Genomic DNA, 23,535 nt, shown 5'->3' on the forward strand with positions numbered 1-23,535 from the left:
ACCCAATTAAGTTGGTTTGCTTATGAGCGACAACCACACAAACTAGCGGTTATCTCCGTAGGCATAATGATAGTGATAGCTATATTTATCCATAAGACCCTGCTGTACATCATTGAGAATAATGCCATCTACTTGTACATTGGCTTTATTCATTTGCTTGATCGCATAAACCAGTTGCCCTTCTATTGAATGATTAAACTTCGTGACGATAAGCACTTTGTCTGCATGTTGCGCGAGTACCATAGCATCTGATGCCGCCAATATTGGGGGTGAGTCGATGACAATATAATCATATTGAGTTTTTAGCTCTGCCATTAAATGATCGAATTTCTCTCCTATCAGCAATGAGGTGGGATTGTGCGACTGCCGTCCACGCGGTATAAAGTCAATCATATCCATACCAGTAGGGTGGATAAAGCTTTCAATCCCTAAGCTAGAAACCTCACTGTCTGATTGAGTACCATCAATCGGAGAAAAGTTCTTTTGATCCTGCAATAAATAATCGGCAAGTCCATCATGTAGGCTCATGTTAAACATTTTATGCAACTCGCCTAAACGCATATCACCATCAATGACTAAGACTTTTTTATTGAGCTGGGCAAATACCTCTGCTAAATTGGCAGCGATAAACGACTTGCCGACACCTGGGCTCTCCCCAGTAATCAATATTACTTGCGCGGGCTGCCCGACCACTGTCCCCATTGGCATACCAAACATTAAATTGGTTCTTAAGCTTTTAATCGCTTCATAACTTAAACTACTGTGATCAACATGAGCGAGCATGCGAGGGGTGGTCTTCTTTTTATTCAACCTCGACAGTAAGGGTGAGCGTGGAATCGTTGCAATGACAGGGATGCCCGTGGTGGCCTCTAAATGTTCTGGATCTTTTACGACATTTCTAATAAGGTTCTTCAATAGCACCAGCATTACCCCAAGCATCATGCCTATGAATGTAGTCAGCATCATGATTTGTAGTTTGTTTGGTGCAATGGCATTAAAGGTGCTGGTCGGTGAATCGATAATACGGGCATAGCCGATTTGACCAGCCTTGACGATTTTAAGTTGCTCATAGTTTTTGAGCAGCGTCAGATAGATTTCTCGATTGATGGCGGTATCTTCTGACAGCTTTAAAAACTCTCGCTGTATTTCAGGGAGACCTGCAATGGTATTGTCTATCTCTCTTATTCTATTATTCAGCACTTTGAGCTGTTCATTAATTTGAATGACCAGTGGATGTTCTTCGGTGTAATAAGTAGTTAGGTCTGCTTTTTTGAGTCTAAGCTCATTGAGCTGCTCATCAATGCGCGACTTCTCATTCAATAACAATTCAGCTTCTTTACCCACATCAATCGTGCCATATTTTTTACGAAACTCATTAAACAGTGCTTCAGAAGTCTCTAGTTTTTCTTTTAATAGAGGTATCTGCGTTTCCATAAAGGCAAGTGTTTTGGTCGTTTCTTCAGAGCCACGAGATTGGTTTTGATCGACGTAGGATTGGACAATCTGATTGAGTATAGTCGTGATTTGCTCTTGGTTGGGACCCGTCATCGACAGCTGAATAATCCCCGTTTTTTGACCTTGTTCTTCAACAGATAAGGCGCTGTTGATAGCGTCAGTCGCGGCTTTTATCGTCTGCTTAGTAATATTAATTGGGTAACCATCAGCGGGTAACTCCATGACAGTGATATTAATTTGACCGTTCGACCCTTTGAACTGATGCGGCTGCCCAAGCTGACCTTTGAAGTCATCAAATCCATTGCTCAAAACAAATCCTGTAGCAGATTTTGTGAGCGTAAAAGGTTGGTTCAAGTACGCTGGTGATACATCAAATTGGCGGACTTTGACTACGCCATTTTCGGTATCAAGTGACACATCATCCGGTGTATTTAATTGAGTGTAAGTACGATTGCTTTTTATCCTATCAAGATGACCAATGTTGGGATCTGTTAGCTTAATGCGCAGGTGCAATAGCTCAACCACTGGCTCCAATATCATACGTGATTTTATCAGCTCTGCTTCTGTCTCCGCTTTGCTGACTTCTGCACCGACCAAATCTGAGATACTCGCGCCAAGCGCCTCTATTCCTTGTGTATTTTCTTCAATCTGTATCAGCGCATCTGATTTATAGGTGGGATTCACATAGCGGGTATACAAAAGCCCTAGTAAAAGCCCCAATATCGCCATGAGAGCGATAATTTTCCAACCACGCAACAATACTAAAACCAGCGCCATTAAATCGATGTCGTCATTGTTTTTTTCGCCCGTAGACGTTGATAGGTCTTTTGAATCCATATTATTCATAACCATATACTCATCGCTCAATGTTGATCGTTTAATAGCATTCGCTGAACTTCAACGCTCTAATTGATGTCGCGTCGCTAATCTTGTCAGTCCATTGTTCAAGACTATCGATAATATCTTGTCTACTCTTTTCAAATGCTGAGTCATCCTGCTGATAAGGGTCAGCAATATCTTTATCAAGCCAATGCCCAATTCGAAAGGTTTTTCCGCGACAATGCGGCCACTGACTTTCAATCCATTTGGTTTGGCTGGTTGTCATCGTCAAAATTAAATCTGACTGACTGACTAACACTTCATTAATTTGCTTGGCAATATGAGCACTGATATCTATATGATGAGTAGCCATCAATGCAACCGCTTTTGCATCAGCAGCCTGTCCTACGAGCGCTGACAAACCAGCGGATTCGATGTGCTTTTCTGGATAATATGCCGTTAATATGGCAGCGGCCATCGGGCTGCGGCATATATTGCCAACACAAACGACTAAGATATGATTAAACGCTCCCATAACTGACTCCTATATCCCTGAAATCACATTAATTGCTGACGTTGAAGGCAGTATGGCGCTAATAATACGATTCCAGCGCGCCAAGCCAGTGGGATCGACATAAAGAATGTCATTGGCTTGCATGTCAAAACGGCTGGCTAATGCCAAACTCGTGATGCTCTGCATATCGACATAATAAATATTGGTGTATTGATACTTTGGGTTATCCCGAACGATATATACTTTGGCTGCGTTGGCTGTATTGGAATTCAATCCATTTGACTCACCTAATACATGCGCTAGGCTCAGCCCTTGCTCAGGAATAGCAACGGGCTCAATTTTGCCAAATTCACCCAATACATAGACTTTATTGCGGCTTTGACTATTAACATGAATAGCATCGCCGTCTTGTAAATAGATTTGATTGGCAGACAGTCCCATTTGATTTAATGATTGGGTGCCAAGCTTGTAACTTTTGCCTTGACGATTTAGTACGATATGGTTTGAATCACCAGCTTCAGTCGTACCACCCGCCATAGAGATGGCGCCATATACTGAGATAGGCACATCTGCGATAGCAAACTCACCAGACTGCTTAACCTCACCATCCACAAAAAACTTGCTACCACGGTAGTTGATGATTTTGACCTGAGGATCTGAATATTTGAGATAGCGTTGGAGCTTACTTTGCAAAGTAGCAGTGAACTGCGGCACACTAAGACCGCTGGCTTTGATTCTTCCTATTAATGGGAACTGTATGAACCCTTGCTGATCGACAGTCAGACTAGATGTTGAGGCATTAATATCTGGGTAATTGGTCAGGATAATATTGAGAATATCCCCTTTAGCAATGCCATAGCTGACGCGCCCAGATGTTTTTACTAAATAGGATAAATCTTGATTTAGGATGATGGCTTCTTTAAGTGGTAAGTTGGCTAAACTCAAAGGTTGAACATAAAACTGTAGACCATTTTCTGCAGTGAACACCCCTGATTCGGGTATTTTCCCAGACTGAAGTCCTGAATTTATCGTGCAACTGCTGAGCACCAATGTCAGCAATAAGCAAGACACGCTTGTTATTAAAGATCGCTTTTGTACAGAAATGAAATATTTATAAACCATAACAGTTACTCATATTTATATTCGTGAATCAAATAGAAGTGCCTTGCTGCGTTCAATATATTCATAAAAAAGGATGTATTTATTGAATATACACCTAAACTATACATAACGCAATATTTATAAACATTGATGTAAGAACAATTTTTTATTTCATCAATTTTACGTGAACCCCCTTTTATAGAAGGCTTATAGCTCATGTTAATAAAATTAAAAATACAGACAATAATGCATCAGAAGATATATTAGAAGACATCAGAAGTGCTTCTTAGTACTTATGGACTCAAAAATAAAAATTTTGCGTGGATTTTACTGTTTAACTCATCTTAATTATATTTATAAAAATCACTGTTTTATTAACAGATAAATGTAAGTAATTATTAATAAATAAATACTTTTTTAGAATGGCTAGATAAAATCTTATTTTAAAAACCTCGTTAAATTTACCAAACTTTTTTCTTATCATTATATAACAATAACTTGATACAGTTTGTAGGAACTGGTTTACGTGCTAAAGTCATCAAAATAGCGTAGAATAGTCAATCCAATTTTTTTACATTGAGAAATGTAAACCCACCGACTCAAGGACATGATTATGAAAGATGAAAAATTACAGAAAGCCCTCGCCCGTATGGGTCTTGGCTCACGCCGTCAAATGGAAGAAGTCATCAAATCAGGGCGCGTTACTGTTAATCATGGCCCAGCGACCATTGGTGATCGCGTCGAACAAGGCGATGAGATTCGCGTTGACGGTCGTCAAATTAAATATACTGCCGAAAATGAAAAGCGTCGCCGCGTATTGGCTTACTACAAGCCTGAAGGCGAAGTTTGTTCAGCTAAAGACCCTGAAGGTCGTCCAACCGTTTTTGAGCGTTTGCCAAAACTGACTCATGATCGCTGGGTGATGGTCGGGCGCTTGGACATCAATTCAACCGGACTGTTATTGTTTACCAATGATGGTGAGATGGCGCATCGCTTGATGCATCCGTCTGGCGAAGTCACGCGCGAATACGCAGTACGTGTATTGGGTGAAGTGACGCCTGACATCGCCCGTGCATTGACTACTGGTGTTATGCTAGAAGATGGTATGGCACAGTTTGAAGACATTAAAGAAGGCGGTGGTGAAGGCGTCAACAAGTGGTATCACGTCCAACTAAAAGAAGGCCGTAATCGCGAAGTACGTCGTTTGTTTGAGTCACAAGGTCTTAAAGTTAGCCGTCTACTACGCACACGCTATGGTACGATTGCCCTACCAAAAGAGTTGCGTACTGGTCGCTTCTTGGAACTGGACAAAAAAGACATCAATACGTTGACAGATCTTGTGAGCTTACGTCCTCGTTATGGTACAGGTCTGCATGGTGCGGCTAAAGAAAAGCAAGAACGTATCAAAAACAAACCGCTAAAAGCGCGTCGTACTACTGACAGTCGTAGCGATAACCGCAGTGGTAGCGACAATCGTAACAGTAGCGCGAAGCCTAAAAGCAGTACTAGCCCTGCCAGCCGTGGTACGCGCAATACTCGTGACCGCAACGACAAGCGTTAATCGCCTGAATGTAAAATGTAGTGTGACTTTAAATCTTCAATAGGTTTAAAGTAGACCACAAAAAAGCTGCCAATGATGAATAATCATTGGCAGCTTTTTTTATAGAAATAATATAAAAAGTCGCTGTCAGCCTGACGACTTATATTTAGCTATCGTGGCTATTAATATAATTCTTCATTACTCGTAACGCCTGTAACTCCTGACTTTCCATTTGTTCTAATAATCTATCTAGACGCTGCTCAATATTATCGAATACCTGCTGTAATAACTGATTGGCTTCCACTTTTTTTTCATTGTTCACATTGCCAACGCTTATATTAATATTCGCTAGATGATGATGACTGGCAAGCATTTCGGGCAGCCGAGTGTGCAACATTTTATTCAATACAAACTGTTGCTCTGTTACTGCAGGCGTTTTGTGCTGAGCTTGTAGTGATTTTTGATATGCTTGATAGCTGGTTACTTTTTCATCGATACGTTTTAATTGGCGCAGCTGTGGCTCTGACAAGTCTTTCAAATGCGCTTTATTCAATGCCAGCTGTTGCCAATTTATAGTAGATAATGACAACGGTGCATCATAATCTCGATAAGTGAGTACACCTGGCGAAATACCGACTGCTTTGTGCAGCGCATGCCAGCCTTTTTTACCCAAATAAAAGGTCGTGACGGTCGTTACAATGCCAATGCCTATTAAGATACTCATATACCCTTACTCTTCATCATTTAATCAGACCACTTTGCATTTACAGTTTGATATCCTCAGCACTCACACTCTTACCAGTTGCACCAGTTGGATTTTCAAGCGCTTTGATTTCTACCTTAGTATTAGCTCTACTGACACTACTAATATTGTGATCGAGCTTTTGCATATCTGTAGTAGCAGTATTATTAAAGCGTTTTTGTAGATAGCGGTTGGTCGCGAGCAGCTTTTGACCATCTTGATGGTAGGAGGCATTCAGCAAATCATCAAACTGAGTATTGATGGTACGCAATACATCTAATAGCGCTTCTTTTCCAGTCATATTAGAGTGCTTAATTTTGGTCGTGTCAGCGCGCGCGCCATCCCCCACATCTAAGTCATGCAAGCGGCGATAGTCAGCCACAGCAAGTGGCACATGTCTGTCCATTAAATTTTGAATCATGATATATGTTTCATTGACCGTATCTTTATCGTCTATCTTGCCATCATTATTAGTATCGCCATAAATGACCCGCAGCTTCTCCCCTTTTTCATTGATTTGGTCGAGTGCTGTTTTAACCTCAACGGGCAAGCTTTTTTCGGGGATATAACCCAATTGCGGCATCGCTTTGTACTCAAGCATTTTAGGCGCAGTCATTTTTTTGATACCACGATATCCCAGATATAACCCAGCGACTGGTAACACCCCATATAAAATAAACATGACAAACATCGCAGTAACTTGAGTCATTAGAGTATCCTAATTGTTGAATAAAATGGCTTAGCTAAATTGCTTGGTAAACTTCTTATTATTTTAAATAGCTTATTATTCTAAATAAGATAGATAGTTATCATTAAACAAAAAAATAAGGCTCTATTAAAGCCCTATATTGTTATGCATTGCGTCGCTTATGTTCAAGCCGTGTTAGGGCGTGTCCTCAATTCAATCACAGCACTGACTTATGTTATTTTGATGATGATAATTAATAGTCATTAACCATTAACTTTTTGTACGGCTTTTGACATAACGGTGCGTTGAAGCCAAACGATTCATCACCGTTTGATGCAGCTCATCTAGCAACTCATCAAGCTCATAATCAATCTCTAAAAACAAATCCGTCAGCATGTCACCTGCCGTCATTTTTCCTTGCACCATATTGTTTTTGGTGCGGTGCGGACTAAAGCGCTGTAATTGCTCATAATGATGTAGCGCTTCTGGGATGCTCTCTGACACCAGCTTATCGATGACAAATTGGCGTTCATTATGTTGCTGTTGTTGCTGCTCATTGAGCTCACTGCTCCACTCACGATAGCGTTTTAACTTACCATTGATACGGTCTAGTATCGCAACCGCCTCGATGGGCATGGCGTTTAGGGTGGCTTCATCGACCACATCAACAAGCTCAGTCATAATCGGGCAGCGTCCATGTTTGAGATACCACAAGGTATCGGGGTCAAAAGGCGGTCTATTGGTCGGGCGCATCTGAGCGCGATTGGACAGATAGCGATCAGTCAATGGCGTCGGCGTTCTGATATCACTCACTTGTGCTAAAGCATCACAAATACGACCTGCACGCTCAGGAGGCGTCAGCACAGAACGCTGATTGACAGTTTGATCGTTCTCATCATTGTTATCAGTCACCTTTATATCTTGACTGATAGCCGTTTCCTGAGCATTTTTGGCTGCGAGCGTTGGCAGGTCATTTTGAGCTTGCCCAAATGACTTTAGCATTCTTGTCAGACTTACCACCATGACCTACCTTGCCCCTCGTGCCGTGCACGCTTATTGCGCTCGTATTGCATAGATTTATCCAATAGCGTATCTTAACAGCTTTTTACCGCGCTGCCAGTAAGCAAAATGTCAACACCTCTCATCCGCCCCATGCTAAGCACACTATTATGAATGCGACCGACTACACCTCTGGATTCTTACTTGGGCTATCGCTCATCATCGCGATTGGCTCACAAAACGCCTTTGTACTCAAACAAGGGCTCAAACGTGAGCACATATTTTTTGTCTGCTTATTTTGCGCGGTCAGTGATGCACTTTTAATCTCTGCTGGCGTTGGCGGTTTTGGCGCAGTCACGGCGCAATACCCACAAGTGGTCAATATCGCAAAATTCGCTGGCGTCGTATTCTTGCTAGGCTATGGATTGCAAAGCTTATATGCCAGTGTACGTGTCACACATGCACTCACCGTCGAGGGACAGGTCGTCACCAGCTTAAAAAAAGCCCTATTATTATGTTTTGGCTTTACATGGCTTAATCCACACGTCTACTTAGATACATTGGTACTCGTTGGTATGGTTTCAACGGGTGCTAGCAGTAAGCTGGCATTTGCAGTCGGTGCCATCAATGCCTCATTCTTTTTCTTTTTTGCATTGGGTTATGGGGCGCGATTGCTTAGACCATTATTTGCCAAACCAAAAGCGTGGAATATACTCGATGCTTTGGTAGGGATACTTATGTTGTATTTGGCGTGGCACTTATATAGTAGTTAGTATTGCTTTGGTATTTTATATTCATGCACCAAAATCGTTCGTCAGTGGTTTTATAGCACCAAGTTAGAACTTATTATAAGGGTAGAATAAAGATTTTTTGAATATGGTGCGTAAATGAGCGCTTTTTTTGGATTGGTATAGAACTTGCCTTAATCAAAAAGCAGTTATGAAATTGTTGCTTTTAAAAAATTAAGGATATGATTTATGTTGAAAAGAACGGCTTTATCTCTACTTATTTTAAGCACGTTTACTTTATCGTTTGCCAATGCAGAAAACTTCCAAGTGCTAAAGGAAATAACAAATAAGCCCACGCAACTAAAAGAGGGCAAATACCAAGGTAACTATTATGTGCCTTCCACCCTACAAACCATCAGCTGGGGCTATTTACCTAATAGAGACGCCAAGCCTGTTTTGAGCGTACCATCTGGCAGTCGTGTTACCTTCGATACGGTTTCTCATGAGGGGTTACTCGAAGATCAAGGACGTGATGCAGAAAAATACTTTAAGTCAAAAGGCGTCAAAGCTGACTATGTTTTGGATGAAGCAAAAAAGATTACAGGCTCCAGCTTAGAGCATGATTTTCATAAAGACGGACCACATATTGTGACAGGGCCGCTTGAAATACAAGGCGCCATGCCAGGTGATATTTTAAAAGTAGAAGTTATTAAAATTGAACCTCGTGTGCCCTATGGTGTTATCTCTAATCGCCATGGTAAAGGGACATTGGTTGGAGAGTTTCCAAAAAAATCACAGCAAAAAAATGCCTCTAAAGATCATCCCGAACGCTTTGGTAATGTCTCTGTTTTTACGCCTATAGAAAAAAATGCTAACGGTGACTATGAAGGTATTATCAAGACAGAATCTGGTAAGTCTATTCGCTTTCCACTCAATCCATTCATGGGCCTGATGGGTGTGGCGTCCAATACTTCAGAACTGGTACATTCTGTTCCTCCTGCAATACACGGCGGTAATATGGACATCAATGATTTAGGCGATGGTTCAACGGTATATTATCCTGTGCAAGTTCCTGGCGCACTCTTCTATACAGGCGACAGTCATTTTGCTCAAGGAGATGGCGAAGTCGCACTCACCGCACTCGAAGCCTCAGCCCGTGCTACCTTTAAGTTTACATTACTAAAAGCTGGTAAAGATAAAATACCTGGTAAGACATTGTCACAACCACTGGGTGAAAATGCTGAATTTTGGATTACGCCGGGTTTAGATGAAGACTTGGATGAAGCCATGAAAAAATCGACTCGTGAAGCCATTGGTTTTTTAAATAGAGAGTATGGTATTGATGAAGCGTTGGCTTATGCTTATTTAAGTGCGGCGACCGACTTTGAGGTGTCACAAGTCGTCGATAAAACGAAAGGCATCCACGCAAAAATTCGTAAAGCGGACTTTAAAGAGTTTAGTGAAGAATAAGTAAAACAAGCGTCTCTCATACGACAATAGCAAGCACTTAACGCAGGTAGATTATCTGGAGGCTAAGTGCTTGTTTTTACACTAAATCAGGAAACAAAGTGCGTAAGCCATTAACGATAATTTCGATAGAAACTGCCGCCAATAACATTCCCATAATTCGGCTCATGATATTTAGCCCAGTATCACCTAACAAACGACTGATACGACCTGCCGCCATCAATGCTAGGTAACAAAACAAACTGATAAATAAACCAGCAATCAATATGGCTGATACCTGCAAAATACCAGAGACTTGTGAAGAATAAATAATCACCGTCGAGATACCACCCGGTCCAATCATCATTGGAATAGCGATTGGCACAACTGCTGCTGCCATGGTAGGCGGCGCGTCTTGTACATGGTCAACATCGAAGTTTTCTTGATCAGGCTTCACGGGATTACCGTCGCCATTCATCATATTAAGAGCAATCAAAAACACCAAGATACCACCTGCCAGCTGAAACGAGCCGATAGAAATACCAAGTGCTTTTAGTAATGTCTCGCCTGCTACCGTAAAGAAACTAATCGTAATAAAAATCGTCAAACAAGCAACACGCGCCACTTTGCGTCGATTATTCATCGAATAACCACGGGTCAAATCCAAAAATAACGTCAAAGCGCTAAAGGGATTAATCAGTACCATAAAGGCTAAGATTATCTTGATGATTTCAGTATTCACTGAGCGCTCGCTTGTCTATTAGTCAAATCGGGCAAAAAGATAAGGTCATCGTGCAAGTACAACGATGACCCAATAGTTGGTTGAAAATGTCATTGTATCATAGGCAGATAAGCTAATTAAATCATTAACTTTGCTTAACTTTCTGACAGCAGACTATCTATAAAAACAGATACTTAACATTGACCAGTCAACCGTCATTTGGCGGGTAGATAAGCTGATGAAGACTAACGGTTAAAAAAGGGATGTTGAACATTATGCACTGAAATCAAGACCGATATCTAATGCCGTGGTACTGTGCGTCAAATAACCCATAGCAATAAAATCTACACCCGTTTTTGCCGCTGCTTGCACCGTTTCAGGGGTAATACCGCCTGAAGCTTCTGTTCTCGCGCGGCCTTTACACATCGCTACTGCCTGCGCTAGCATTTCAGGGGACATATTATCTAATAGCACCAAGCTCACGCCAGCGTCTAATGCCTGCTCTAGTTGCGCTAAAGTATCGACTTCTACTTCGATGGGAATTAAATGCCCAGCGAAGTTTTGCGCTTGTCTAATCGCAGTCTTGATATCACCCGCGATGGCAATATGATTGTCTTTGATTAAAATAGCATCATCCAGTCCCAAACGATGGTTGCGCCCGCCGCCGCAGCGTACCGCGTACTTTTGTACAATGCGCAAGCCTGGAATGGTTTTACGTGTACAAGTAATTTGCGCAGCATACTCTGCCACACTATCTACAATTTTTCTCGTATCTGTCGCAATGCCACTCAGGTGAGTCATGAAATTGAGCGCGGTACGTTCTGCTGTCAGTAAATGGCGGGCATTACCACGGACGGTGGCCAAAACTGTACCCGCGTCAACCCATTCACCATCAGCAACTTGAGCCACAAACTCAATCTGAGGATCAACCAGAGCAAACGATAAACGTGCCAAATCCATACCACATATCACGCCTGCTTGACGCGCTTTAATCTCTAGCTTCGCTTGTATATCGGCTGGAATGGTGGCTTGTGATGTGACATCCCCGCGTCTGCCCAAATCCTCAGTTAGCGCAGCTTCAACCAAAGGTCTAAGCAATACGTCATCCAATGCTGGTTCTTTTTTAGCTGTCATCTCTAACCCTTATATAAACGTGACGTTGATATCCGCTTATGCAATTAAACTCAAAATGAGCATAAATATAGCGTAAAGTTAACAGCGCCGCAAGGAACCGTCAGCATTTTGTGCAGCCGACAGGGTTTTATAGTTATCAAAATAAATATGGCAAGGTAGTTTATTGCCCCCTATTTACGCTTAGGCAACTTACTATCCATCAATAAGCTTTGTAGTTCAATATCATGACGAAAGCGATAAAGCTTGGCAGGGCGACCACGTTGGGCGCTACTACTTTGCCCTGTCTCCGTCACAAGTTTTTGTGAGTCTAGCAAACGACGGAAATTTTGCTTGTGCAAGCGCACTCCTGAGAGCGCTTCTACGCTTTGTTGTAATTGTGACAAGGTAAACACATCTGGCATCAAGCCAAAAATAAGTGGTCGATATTCAATTTTAGCACGCAGCCGTGACATAGCAGTCGCAATCACTCGGCGATGATCATAATACATCGGCACACCGATGAGCTGTGACCAGTTTTCAGGTAGCTTGTTTTGATAGCTCGATTGATGAGCGCTTTGATGATTCATCGAATAGCTGGGTGGATAGTTCGGTGCTTCTGGTATCAGTCCCGCTTCATACAGCATCTCATAGCGCAGTAACACATGCTCAGCGACCCACTCTCTATTTTCATAATGCTCATATGCTGTGTATTCATTATTCGCATTTTTACCTGTGGGCATATCACCCACTAAGAGCGCTTCACTTACACCCCAACATAAACCAATACGCTGACAGCGACGCTGCTGAATGCCTGAATCCTTAGCGCTATCTGCCCAGCTTAATAATGCCGGTACAATATGATTCATAATGATGCTAGGTATACCATCCAAATGATTTTCCCAAGGAAAGTAATCATACCAATCGCGCCATAATGCTTGGCTTTGCAGCTGCTGCGTTTGTATCTCTTGTACCAGTCCCAAATAGCTCACATAGACCAATGCGTGACCATCAACGTTGCGCCGATTGGTATCGACAAAGGTATAGAGTTGCTCCAAATAACCAAGTGGTTGCTGTGTTTGCTCCTCAACCCATTGGCGCACGCCAGCTTGCAGTGAGCGATGCAATGGCATTAATGGACCATTGGGTAACAGCTTACCTTGATCAACAGTTAAGACCCGAGCGGTATGCTCAGTAATGGCGACTAGCACGGCGACAACTTCTGTAGTGCCACTACCTTGCTGATGCGCATGTGAATAAGACAACGTCATGACTTTAATGATTATCCTTGGTACTGAAGAACATAATAATACCATTCACAAAAATTAGAGTAGCAAGAAAAAAGAGTGCAAGTACTACGCATTGTAGGCTAAGCGATTTTGACACAGCTAATCGTATTTTTGGCGTTTGGTATAAGAACGCTATCACAGTTGAGCTCTATAGCAATGCCCAGTATAGCTTGAATCTAAAACTATCATAGTCTGCCGATGTAAATATAGGAAACTGAAAAAATAAATGCGAAAGATCATGAAGAGAATCATGAGGAAAATTCTGTACAAATAAATATCATTTTGCAATCAAGTGATAAAAAAACGCTTGTATTTATGCTCAAAATGAGCATAATTAATACATCTGATTAGCCAGCGGTATTCATTGACTTATTTTTAGCGGCATATTGCTTGTCGTTACTACCTAAAAGGTTTGCAGCTATGAAAACTTATCCTTACGACGCACCCATCATGAGTAATGACAATCGCATTGCAACACAAATGAATATTGAATATGCCAAAGCTAAAATCCCTGCAGACCTGCCACAGACTGAACGTCTCATGGTCGAGGAAAACATCAAACAGCTATTGAAAGCGCATAATGCGGTATTGGTCGCTCATTATTACGTCGATCCCTTTATTCAGGATTTGGCATTAGCAACGGGCGGTTGCGTGGGTGATTCGCTTGAGATGGCACGCTTTGGGCAAGCGCACAGTGCCCAGACCTTAGTAGTCGCTGGTGTCCGCTTTATGGGCGAGTCAGCAAAAATTTTAAGTATGGAAAAAACGGTACTTATGCCAGACCTAGAAGCTGAGTGTTCGCTTGATTTGGGCTGCCCTGCTGACGAATTCTCTGCATTTTGTGATGCCCATCCTGAGCGTACGGTCGTTGTTTACGCCAATACCAGTGCCGCCGTCAAAGCCCGTGCTGACTGGGTGGTGACTTCATCTGTTGGCATCGATATCATTCGCCATTTGCATGCTAATGGTGAAAAAATTATTTGGGGTCCTGACCGCCATTTGGGTAAATATATTGCTAAAGAGACTGGCGCAGATATGCTGCTTTGGCAAGGCTCGTGCCTTGTACATAACGAGTTTAAAGCGACCGAGCTGGTGCAATTAAAAGAGGATCATCCAGACGCCAAAGTTTTGGTGCATCCAGAATCCCCCGACAGCGTAGTAGCGCTCGCCGATGTGGTCGGCTCGACCAGTAAGCTGTTGCAATCTACCTATGAGATGGATGCCGATACCTTTATCGTAGCGACCGATTTGGGTATCTTGCACGAAATGCAAAAGCGCTCGCCAAATAAGCGTTTCTTAGCTGCGCCGACGGCTGGTGAAAGTGCCAGTTGTAAGAGTTGCGCGTTTTGCCCATGGATGGCAATGAATGGTCTAAAAGGTATTGAACAGTGCTTGATGCAGCGCAGCGGCGAAGTATTAATGACGCCTGAGCTGGCAATCGCAGCTAAAAAGCCCTTGCAACGTATGCTTGATTTTGCCGAATCACAAAAACAACGCGTGACAGCGAGCGGCGATATTGTCAAAGACCGCGAGTTGTTTGCCAATGTCGGGGCTGCCTAACATGAGCGCCGCACTTACCGCGAAGCCATTAAGTGCCCCTAGCTCTGATGATATTGTACAAACTGACGTACTTATCATTGGCGCTGGACTAGCCGGCTTAAGCACGGCTCTAGCGTTACCAATATCGCTGAATATTACCGTATTGAGCAAAGCCGCCTTGGAGATTTGCTCCAGTCATTATGCCCAAGGTGGCATCGCGGCAAGCTTGGATAAAGAGGACTCTGTCGCTGATCATATCGCCGATACCCTAATTGCTGGCGCAGGGTTATGCGAAGCTGACAATACCAGTCGCATTTTAAGTGCAGGGCAACAGGCCGTCCAATGGTTGTGTGAGCAAGGCGTGCCTTTTACCCAAATACCGCAAAAAGATAATGCAAAACCTTTCACCAAACTACAGACCGAACTACAAACTGCTGACTTACATTTAACCAAAGAAGGCGGGCATGGTTGCAGGCGAGTCGCGCATGCGGATGATGCGACTGGTCGACACATTATGGAAGCCTTGACGATAAAGGCGCAAGCCGCTGCCCATATCACTATTTTGCCTGATCATGAAGCGCTGAGCCTTTTAACAAACAGTGATAACCAGTGCCAAGGGGCGCAAGTTTTTGACCATAGCAATCAACGACAACTGACTTTTTATAGTCACGCCGTCGTCTTAGCCAGTGGCGGTTTAGGACAACTATTTAAGCGAGCCAGTGCACCAAATGTCTGTGTCGGCGATGGTGTGATGATGGCATGGCAAGCAGGCTGCCGCTTAGCAAATTTAGAATTTATCCAATTTCATCCGACGGGCTTAGCAGTAGCAGACAGTAGTTTTTTGATATCTGAAGCACTACGCGGTGAAGGTGGACGACTGACCTGTCCGCAAACTGGTACGCGCTTTATGTTGGACATTGATGAGCGGGCAGAATTGGCACCGCGCGATATCGTCGCGCGCGCCATCGCTGAGCAGATCAGTAATAATGGACTTGGCTACGTACATTTAGATGTCCGTCATTTGCCAGACCAATTTTTACGAGAGCACTTCCCGCAGATTTATCAAACGTTATTAAATCTCGGCATCGATATCACCTCTGATCCTATTCCAGTCGCCCCTACCGCTCATTACAGTTGTGGCGGCGTGGTAACGTGTGCCAATGGTTTGACCGATGTGATAGGTTTATATGCCGCAGGTGAAGTCGCCTATACTGGCCTGCATGGTGCGAATCGCTTAGCGAGTAATTCACTTTTAGAATGCGTGGTGGTTGGGCGCAATATCGCCGCTGACTTACCACGATATTTAAAAGCATTAGAAAATCTAGATCCGGTTGCCAGTCATGAGCACTCGAATTTATCAGCAACTACCATTTGGACAGCACCAACGCTTAAAGATATTCAAACTATTAAGCTGCCTTCTTCTCCTATCATTCTATTTAATTCATTGCATTGTGATGATGATATTGTTACCAACGATCATGCTGGCAAAATAGTCACAGAATTGAAAGTTTTAATGACCTCCTATATGGGTATCACTCGAAATGCCGAATCATTAGAGCAAATATTAATACAGGTACAGCAATGGCAACAGTGGCTTGAAAAAACCAAGTTAAATCAGTCAAATATGAGTACTCTAGTTGACACTATCACTGCTGATGAGCTGACACTATTTCAATTAGCACGACAATTACAATTAGCCACATTGGTTATTCAGTCGGCTTATCAGCGTTATGAGAGTCGCGGTGGTCACTATCGTCAAGACTATCCGCATTTGGCATCCACACCTCGAACCAGTGTGATTGAGTCACCACTCAATTTATCTTATAAGCAATGCATCTACTTTGATAAGTCGATAAAAAACCCTCAAAATAGTTACCACTCAATAGATTAAAGTGCTGTGAGACTGATCACTCAGAGTCAAGTGTTGTCAGACACCCACTAGTTTGGCTTGTCTTGCTTGCAAGCTGTAAGGGCGTCATGATTTTTACCCCTATATTTTCAGTATTGTTTCGGTGATATGCTACAATCTGCAGCTTCTTAAAAATGCCTTTGAAAACGCTGCGAGCCAACCACCATGCAAAGCCTAGTTACCCTTGTTTTGGTATTAATGCCAATGTTTATTGGCTTTGCCATTCCTTCTCACCCAACCATGACAAAGCTTGCGGATAAAGGCTTATCTTATCTGGTATTTATCATCTTAGCGCTGATTGGTATTGAGCTTTCACAAGTTGAAGGGCTTGGCAGTCAGATAGGCGAAATTGCTCTTTATGTGACCATATTATCGATATTGACGATTGGTACTGGGTTATTTGCATTGATGTTGTTTGACCGACTGCGCCCATGGCATGCCAAAAAACCCAGCGTAAAATCTAAAGAACATCGCGTGAGTATCCGTGGTAGCCTCGCTCAAGTCATTTGTGTGGTCATTGGTATGGTGATTGGTTATTTCCTACCAGACAATTATATGCCGCCTGAAAATACGATGACGGTGATGTTAATGATATTAATTTTGCTGGTCGGCATTGGCTTAAAAGGCTCGGGTATTACCCTAAAAGAAGTCTTACTCAATAAGCGCGGCGTTGAGATGAGCGTTATCTTTACACTATCTGTATTGGTTGGCGGCTTAATATTTGCGGTGATGTTCAGTGAAGTATCGTGGACAAAAGGCTTGGCACTGGCGTCAGGGTTTGGTTGGTACTCGCTATCAGCAATCGTCATGACCGATGCTTATGGCGCGGTTTGGGGCAGTGTAGCCCTATTTAATGACTTGGTACGTGAGTTTTTTGCGTTGATATTTATCCCCGTGTTTATGCGTAAATACCCATCAGCAGCAGTTGGACTGGGCGGTGCGACCAGCTTAGACTTTACCTTACCTATTATTCAACAATCTGGCGGTCTCAAAGTCGTGCCGCTAGCGATTAGCTTTGGCTTTATTATTAATATCGTCTCACCAGTGCTGATGGTGGTGTTTTCGGCGTTGGGGTGATAATTTGCATGAGTGAACCATAATAAGAGAGTGGTATTTTTTTCTATATAAATGACCAATGCTATAAATGTTAGATTAATATTTACTATCTCTTATATAGATATATTCAACGATAAACTGGTTAAATAACGAGATTATTATTAAGCCATCTCTAGCTCTTTATCCACCTGACAAGCACTATCATGCCAGCGCACAAAAGCATCAATACTGGCTTGTACTATGCTGTCACTGACAAAATCTCTACCAGAAAAAGTCTCAACATAACGACAGGCGCGATAATTTTTAGCATACTTATCATAGTAGATAATCCACTGCTTCCGCGCCTCCAAATCTTTGCGGTGTTGTGCATCTGTATCGTCAGAAATATTATCCTCAGCAAACCAAAAATTCTTAGCAGGGATATCTTTAGCCAACTTATTACTCTCAACCTCACTCATGCGCCATGGCTTGGCAGTGAGCCGCGCACGAAAACACTGTTGCACCTGACACAGACGCACATAATTAGCATCGGCATGGAAATACTCAAACCAATCAGTGACTAATTTATCATTTGGCGCGATAGTATCGTGAGTGGCAATAATGCGAAATCCTGCTGGCGTTTGATATAAACGAAAGCCTTCGGTAGGATGATTGACAATCCGTTTTTTGATTAAATCCGTCATATAAGGCAGTAACGAGGTAGCATCATCGGCATATTTTTGTGCACGGGCTTTGTCTCTTGCACTGGCTTGCTGCCACAAATAGACGGTCGCACCAATCATAACCATTAACAGCCATAACCATGATAGTCCTAGCCAAGCGATGACACTGGCAATAATTATAAAGACAAAAGCCCAAACTTTTATTTTGGTTGATGGATTGCTTTGATTAACGAGAAAGCCATGATGGTTATAGTCATCAGGATATTTGTGACGCAATAAATCACCATTATCGACATCAATAATAGCGATATTATCAATGTTGGCCACCTGTGCGCCGTAACTGTTACGCGTAACGACAAGCTTCGTCACTGCTGCGCTATTATTGGATAATTCATTTTCTGGAAAATTATGCTCAGAAATAATCTCTTCACGAATAGGAATACCATTGCCTTCGTTATACTCTTCCCTACGCTCGCGGCGTAAGATATCTTCACCTGCCAGCCAGCGCTTATGGGCGTCATCTACTCGCGCTTTGGCATGGCTTAGCGCCTCTACTTGACTGATATCTGACCAACCATAACGTTTAATAGTTGCTTGTTTAGAATTAAAAGTATTAGCCGTTACTGATAACTCAAAGCGCTGCTTATATTGCGCCCAGTATTTAGGGATTAACATGGGGTTTGCCTTTGGATATTTATTTCAAAATAAACTATTATTGGTCTAATATTAAGCAGCTAAACCCCACTCGCCTGCTTAGCAAACAAGCGCATCAACGGCTTAATTTTGCCAACGCGATACATACCTTCATTACGAATTTGTTGAATAGGACGTGATTGGGCAAGCGACCCTGCAAATAACCAGTTAAGGGCAGAAAAGCTGTGCATCATTAGACTGTTATGCGGACGGCGCAAACGCTCGTAACTACGCAACGTTTGATTGCTACCCCAACTGATTCCACCACTACGTTCAAAATCATGTGCCAATTGCTCGCTTAAAGTCTGTACATCGAGCATGCCTAGGTTTAACCCTTGACCTGCCAGCGGATGGACACCATGCGCCGCATCACCGATCAATACCAAGTTATCCGCGACGTAGCTTTTAGCTTGTTGCGCGGTCAGTGGAAAACTGGCGATTGACTCAATTTGAGTGATAGCACCTAACTCATAGTTACTAGCAGCAGCCAATTTATCAGCAATGACGCGCGCATCTTCTTCCATCAATGCCAATGCTTGATTGCGTGGTAATGTCCACACGATCGACTGCCAATGTTGTGGATTGGCTTTATCTGCATCAGTGATATCCGCTAACGGCAATAGTGCTAGCGTACCTGTGGGCAACATCGCTTGGCGCGCCGTTGCTTGATGCGGTTTTTCGGTGTGAATCGCACAGCAAATAGCGGTTTGATTATAATCGAGTGTATCCAGCCCGATCGCCGCTTGCTGGCGCACAAATGAGCCACGACCATCAGCACCGACCAGCAGCATTGCATCGATAGCAGTATGATTGTCTAAAGTCACACGGTAGCCTTGCTCTGCACCCAGCCAATCCATATTGATAACTTTATGTCCAGCGATAACAGTTAGATAGTCACTGACATCATCTTCATACAGGCGTTGCCATAACGCATATTCAATGACGGCAGGCTCGACCATGCTGCCAAGCATTTTCGGTAAATGACTGTTAGGATAATTGTCACCGCTATCGCCAAATAACAGCTCGCCCATGCCGTTGAGTTGCCACACCTGCATTTGTGAGTAGTCTGCCTTACGCTCAGAGGCAGCAATCTTTTGCCACGCACCGACATCGTTGAGTAAGTTAATACTGGCCAAGCTCAATGCGTAGACCCGAGCGTCGCGTTGCTTCAACACTTCTTGCCACTCTGAGTCATCACGTGCAGGGCGGGCATCAATTAGCGTCACAGGCATTTTTGCTTGTGCCAGTTTTAGAGCAAGCGTTGCCCCAACAATACCGCTACCGATAATCAGCGTATGGTTATTTTTCATAAGTTATTCCTACATTTAAGTGCAATCGTATAGAACATTGGTCTAGACCGCTAATATACCGTGATGTGGCAAACTAAGACTTTAACCCCATCGCGTAGTTAGCGACTAGTGGCTTAATATTTGGCAGTTTATCAAAGGCAACCAAGGCCACATTCCTTGCCAACTTGATGGCTGGGTTAGGATGGGTAAAACCATGTACGACGGCATCACAGAATCGAATGACGCGTTTTTGATCGCTTAGACGCGCTTTTTCATAACGTTTTAACAGTTGCGTATTGCCGATGTCTTCGCCCTTTAGCACTTGCGCGCTCATCATTTGTGCCAGCACATGGGCATCACGCATACAAAGGTTAAAACCTTGTCCTGCGACAGGATGCAAGGTATGGGCAGCATTGCCCATGATGACACAGCGACCCTCTACTTGCTTGTCTGCCAGTACACGTGTCAGTGGATAAGCGCCGCGGCGACCGGCAGCGACAAACTTACCTGCACGCTCACCAAAGGCTTGCTGCAATGTCGCTAAAAAATGCGCATCATCTGCTAAGTATTTATTTTCCTCACCTTTTGGGCAGACCCAAACCACCGAGCGTCTATAGCCATTTTGATAGTCATCATTGCCATCGCCGTCTGGATCGGTCAGTGGCAACACCGCCAGTGGCCCTGCTGGACTAAAACGCTCAATCGCCACATGCTCATGCGCTTTGTCAGTTTCTACCACACCCACGATAGCCGTTTGCTCATAGTCATAAGTGGTCGTGCCAATATTTAATAATTGGCGCACGGTCGAATCGCGGCCATCACAAGCGACCAAAACGCTGGCCTGCAATTGCTGCTCATGTTCTTCTTCACCATAATAGTTAAAGCTGAGCGTCACCCCATCTGCTTGTTGTGTCACGGCGATGACATTGGCATTATCAATCAAAGTGATTAATGGCTCTTGTTGCGCAGCTAATAAAAGCTTACGTCCGAGCCACGCATTTTCCATCACTTGTCCAAATGACTCGACCCGCTCTTCAGCTTTGTTTAATTGTGCACGCCCAAAGCTGCCTTGCTCACTAATCTGTACCGCATCGATACGACAAGCATGACTTTGCAACTCATCCCATAAACCAATTTCTTGATAAATCTGTACCGTACGACGTGACAGTGCTGTATTGCGGCTGTCTAAATAATGGCTACGATTACTGTCATCATTTGGACTGATGGTTGGATAACTATTTTTTTCTAATAACGTGCTAGCAATACCGTGATGCGCTAGTAACAGTGCAAAGGACAATCCCACATGACCACCACCAGCGATGAGGACTTGCTGCTCAGTGATTGCCTTTGTATTTTTAAACGTGTTTTTAGCATTCGATAAATTCACATCAGTATTTTGCATCATTATTATTCCTAATATACTCTGTTGGGCGCGCACTATCAGCGATGAATAGTCGCTAGAATTATCTTATTTTTTTAGGGCGTATTAAACATTCATACATAGGCATAGCCTTAGTCGAATGCGTCATACGCCCTAACCTTCATCCGCCTTTATCATTTTATTCATCTTTTAAACCTCGCGACGAAGTACTATGATATCCCCCATAGATTACCACAAATCACCCCTCATTCTGTGGCCTTAACAGTAGCCAAAACGTATACCTGAAACGCTTGATTTTATAACACTCTAAACGTTATTTGTAACGCCGTAACTCACTCAAAAATGGACATGAAAATATAAATATCGAAAAACTATACCAGTGGTTGCAATCGTCGTACAAAAACAGTGCCATCTGTTCGACGTACGGCTTGAAATTTAAAATCTATCGACCATAATAAAGGCAAGACCGTTACTTATCATCACTCATAAAACAAATAATAACTCTACCGTAATTTCTATCTCCGTAATATAAAGCCAAGATAATAACGACCGACCATTTTATCTCTTAAACCTCCAATGCCATCAAAACCAAATCATAGCATTGGGGTACATAATAAAAGGATAATCGCTTGACTGATTCCATGAGCCGCCGTATAAAGTTTGAATCATTGACACCAGCACAGCTCAAAACCGTGCTGGGTGAATATAATAATCACATGAAATATATCCAAGAACGCCTCGATATCAAAATCATGCAGCGTCAAGGTGACTTTTGCCTGAGTGGTGATGTGACAGGTGTCGAGCGCGGTGAACGTATTATTTATAAGCTAGTAGATGAAGCACAAAACACCAAAGACATTAGCGCAGCAGAGCTGCATCTGATCATTCAATCAAGCATCTCTCGGGATGAAGATATCGAAGCCGATGAACAATTGGCAGATGACGAAGAGACCTTAAGCCCAGCAAGCGACTTTACCCCGATTAGCCTGCGCACACGCAAAGGCAAGATTATTCCACGTGGTGGCAACCAGCAAAGTTATGTAAAAAACGTCTTAAGCTCTGATGTGTCATTTGGTATTGGCCCTGCTGGTACGGGTAAAACTTATCTGGCTGTCGCTTGCGCAGTCGATATGCTTGAACGTAACGAGATCGAGCGTATCTTACTGGTGCGTCCTGCCGTAGAAGCGGGTGAAAAACTGGGCTTTTTGCCCGGTGATTTGACCCAAAAAATCGATCCGTACCTGCGTCCTCTATATGATGCTCTATACGAGATGCTCGGTTTTGAGAAAGTCGGTAAGTTGCTTGAACGCCAAATCATTGAGGTTGCGCCGCTCGCTTATATGCGTGGGCGTACTTTGAACAATTCATTTGTCATCTTGGATGAAGCGCAGAATACCACACCTGAGCAAATGAAGATGTTTTTGACTCGCTTAGGGTTTGGCTCGCGGGCAGTGATTACTGGTGACATTACGCAGGTCGATTTACCACGCGGCAGTAAATCAGGTCTGGCGCAAGCGATGGATATCTTGAGTGGAATTGAAGAGATTCATATCACTAAGTTTGATTCAAAAGACGTGGTGCGCCATCAATTGGTGCAAAAAATCGTCGAAGCTTACGATGTCTTTGATGACGAACAGTTTGCTCTACAAGAAAAACGTAAGCTTGAGCGTATGAAAGAGCAAGAGCGCAAGCAAGCCATTGCTGACGCAACAAGCAAATTATAAGCGAACTGTCTTAGTACATTCACTTCAAAATAAGAAAACCGGATTGCTGTCAGTAATCCGGTTTTTTACGGCTAGAGTTTTTTAGATTTAGTTATGAGTTATATAAGATAGTTAAGCGCCCCATCTTACA

The 23,535-nt window shown here is 43.1% G+C and carries 19 protein-coding genes; 7 read left to right on the forward strand and 12 right to left on the reverse strand.

What is annotated here, in order from left to right:
* Positions 1-42: 42 nt before the first annotated feature.
* From JFC10_RS11835 to JFC10_RS11845, 3 genes are read right to left on the reverse strand one after another with little or no spacing between them, the layout of a single operon-like run.
* Positions 43-2,301 carry a polysaccharide biosynthesis tyrosine autokinase gene (locus JFC10_RS11835; protein ID WP_227685810.1) on the reverse strand — a complete coding sequence of 753 codons (2,259 nt, stop codon included), beginning with the start codon at positions 2,299-2,301 and terminating at the stop codon, positions 43-45.
* 31 nt (positions 2,302-2,332) lie between these two features.
* Positions 2,333-2,809, reverse strand: a complete 477-nt coding sequence (locus JFC10_RS11840; protein WP_198332961.1) for a low molecular weight protein-tyrosine-phosphatase — start codon at positions 2,807-2,809, stop codon at positions 2,333-2,335.
* Positions 2,810-2,818: 9 nt separating this feature from the next.
* The gene (locus JFC10_RS11845; protein WP_320159288.1) at positions 2,819-3,859 is read right to left on the reverse strand and encodes a polysaccharide biosynthesis/export family protein; all 1,041 of its coding nucleotides are present in this window, start codon (positions 3,857-3,859) and stop codon (positions 2,819-2,821) included.
* Between the two features lie 643 nt (positions 3,860-4,502).
* Between JFC10_RS11845 and rluB the strand changes: the two genes are divergently transcribed.
* A complete protein-coding gene (rluB, locus tag JFC10_RS11850) occupies positions 4,503-5,450 on the forward strand; it encodes a 23S rRNA pseudouridine(2605) synthase RluB (protein ID WP_198332963.1) in 948 nt (315 codons plus the stop codon).
* A 145-nt stretch (positions 5,451-5,595) separates the two neighbouring features.
* On the opposite strand, the gene JFC10_RS11855 is transcribed toward rluB, so the two are convergent.
* The 3 genes from JFC10_RS11855 to JFC10_RS11865 all read right to left on the reverse strand — a co-directional run bounded on the left by JFC10_RS11855 (position 5,596) and on the right by JFC10_RS11865 (position 7,861).
* On the reverse strand, positions 5,596-6,153 hold the full coding sequence (locus tag JFC10_RS11855; RefSeq protein WP_198332964.1) for a hypothetical protein: 558 nt from the start codon (positions 6,151-6,153) through the stop codon (positions 5,596-5,598).
* Between the two features lie 40 nt (positions 6,154-6,193).
* Positions 6,194-6,880 carry a hypothetical protein gene (locus tag JFC10_RS11860; protein ID WP_193012297.1) on the reverse strand — a complete coding sequence of 229 codons (687 nt, stop codon included), beginning with the start codon at positions 6,878-6,880 and terminating at the stop codon, positions 6,194-6,196.
* Positions 6,881-7,129: 249 nt separating this feature from the next.
* A complete protein-coding gene (locus JFC10_RS11865; RefSeq protein WP_198332965.1) occupies positions 7,130-7,861 on the reverse strand; it encodes a hypothetical protein in 732 nt (243 codons plus the stop codon).
* 167 nt (positions 7,862-8,028) lie between these two features.
* On the opposite strand from JFC10_RS11865, the gene JFC10_RS11870 reads away from it, so the two are divergent.
* On the forward strand, positions 8,029-8,631 hold the full coding sequence (locus tag JFC10_RS11870; protein WP_193012299.1) for a LysE/ArgO family amino acid transporter: 603 nt from the start codon (positions 8,029-8,031) through the stop codon (positions 8,629-8,631).
* 204 nt (positions 8,632-8,835) lie between these two features.
* A complete protein-coding gene (locus tag JFC10_RS11875; protein ID WP_198332966.1) occupies positions 8,836-10,056 on the forward strand; it encodes an acetamidase/formamidase family protein in 1,221 nt (406 codons plus the stop codon).
* A gap of 76 nt (positions 10,057-10,132) precedes the next feature.
* On the opposite strand, the gene JFC10_RS11880 is transcribed toward JFC10_RS11875, so the two are convergent.
* The 3 genes from JFC10_RS11880 to JFC10_RS11890 form a co-directional block, all read right to left on the reverse strand.
* Positions 10,133-10,774 (reverse strand): MarC family protein, encoded by a 642-nt coding sequence (locus JFC10_RS11880; RefSeq protein ID WP_083475671.1) that lies wholly within the window; start codon positions 10,772-10,774, stop codon positions 10,133-10,135.
* A gap of 252 nt (positions 10,775-11,026) precedes the next feature.
* Positions 11,027-11,887, reverse strand: coding sequence for a carboxylating nicotinate-nucleotide diphosphorylase (gene nadC / locus JFC10_RS11885; protein ID WP_198332967.1), 861 nt, complete (start codon positions 11,885-11,887; stop codon positions 11,027-11,029).
* 170 nt (positions 11,888-12,057) lie between these two features.
* On the reverse strand, positions 12,058-13,134 hold the full coding sequence (locus tag JFC10_RS11890) for an NUDIX hydrolase (protein WP_198332968.1): 1,077 nt from the start codon (positions 13,132-13,134) through the stop codon (positions 12,058-12,060).
* A 438-nt stretch (positions 13,135-13,572) separates the two neighbouring features.
* Here JFC10_RS11890 and nadA point away from each other — a divergent pair, with 438 nt between their 5' ends.
* The 3 genes from nadA (at position 13,573) to JFC10_RS11905 (ending at position 17,677) form a co-directional block, all read left to right on the forward strand.
* Positions 13,573-14,712 (forward strand): quinolinate synthase NadA, encoded by a 1,140-nt coding sequence (gene nadA / locus JFC10_RS11895; RefSeq protein ID WP_198332969.1) that lies wholly within the window; start codon positions 13,573-13,575, stop codon positions 14,710-14,712.
* 1 nt (position 14,713) lies between these two features.
* Positions 14,714-16,582, forward strand: coding sequence for an L-aspartate oxidase (gene nadB, locus JFC10_RS11900; RefSeq protein WP_198332970.1), 1,869 nt, complete (start codon positions 14,714-14,716; stop codon positions 16,580-16,582).
* 183 nt (positions 16,583-16,765) lie between these two features.
* The gene (locus JFC10_RS11905; RefSeq protein WP_198332971.1) at positions 16,766-17,677 is read left to right on the forward strand and encodes a lysine exporter LysO family protein; all 912 of its coding nucleotides are present in this window, start codon (positions 16,766-16,768) and stop codon (positions 17,675-17,677) included.
* A 140-nt stretch (positions 17,678-17,817) separates the two neighbouring features.
* Here JFC10_RS11905 and JFC10_RS11910 read toward each other — a convergent pair whose 3' ends face one another.
* From JFC10_RS11910 to JFC10_RS11920, 3 genes are all read right to left on the reverse strand, one after another.
* On the reverse strand, positions 17,818-18,993 hold the full coding sequence (locus tag JFC10_RS11910; protein WP_198332972.1) for a hypothetical protein: 1,176 nt from the start codon (positions 18,991-18,993) through the stop codon (positions 17,818-17,820).
* A gap of 59 nt (positions 18,994-19,052) precedes the next feature.
* Positions 19,053-20,321, reverse strand: a complete 1,269-nt coding sequence (locus JFC10_RS11915) for an FAD-dependent monooxygenase (RefSeq protein ID WP_198332973.1) — start codon at positions 20,319-20,321, stop codon at positions 19,053-19,055.
* Positions 20,322-20,394: 73 nt separating this feature from the next.
* A complete protein-coding gene (locus tag JFC10_RS11920) occupies positions 20,395-21,705 on the reverse strand; it encodes an FAD-dependent monooxygenase (RefSeq protein ID WP_198332974.1) in 1,311 nt (436 codons plus the stop codon).
* A gap of 617 nt (positions 21,706-22,322) precedes the next feature.
* Here JFC10_RS11920 and JFC10_RS11925 point away from each other — a divergent pair.
* The gene (locus tag JFC10_RS11925) at positions 22,323-23,405 is read left to right on the forward strand and encodes a PhoH family protein (RefSeq protein ID WP_193012345.1); all 1,083 of its coding nucleotides are present in this window, start codon (positions 22,323-22,325) and stop codon (positions 23,403-23,405) included.
* Positions 23,406-23,535: the final 130 nt, after the last annotated feature.

The sequence above is a fragment of the Psychrobacter aquimaris genome, assembly GCF_016107525.1.
Lineage (GTDB): Bacteria > Pseudomonadota > Gammaproteobacteria > Pseudomonadales > Moraxellaceae > Psychrobacter > Psychrobacter aquimaris.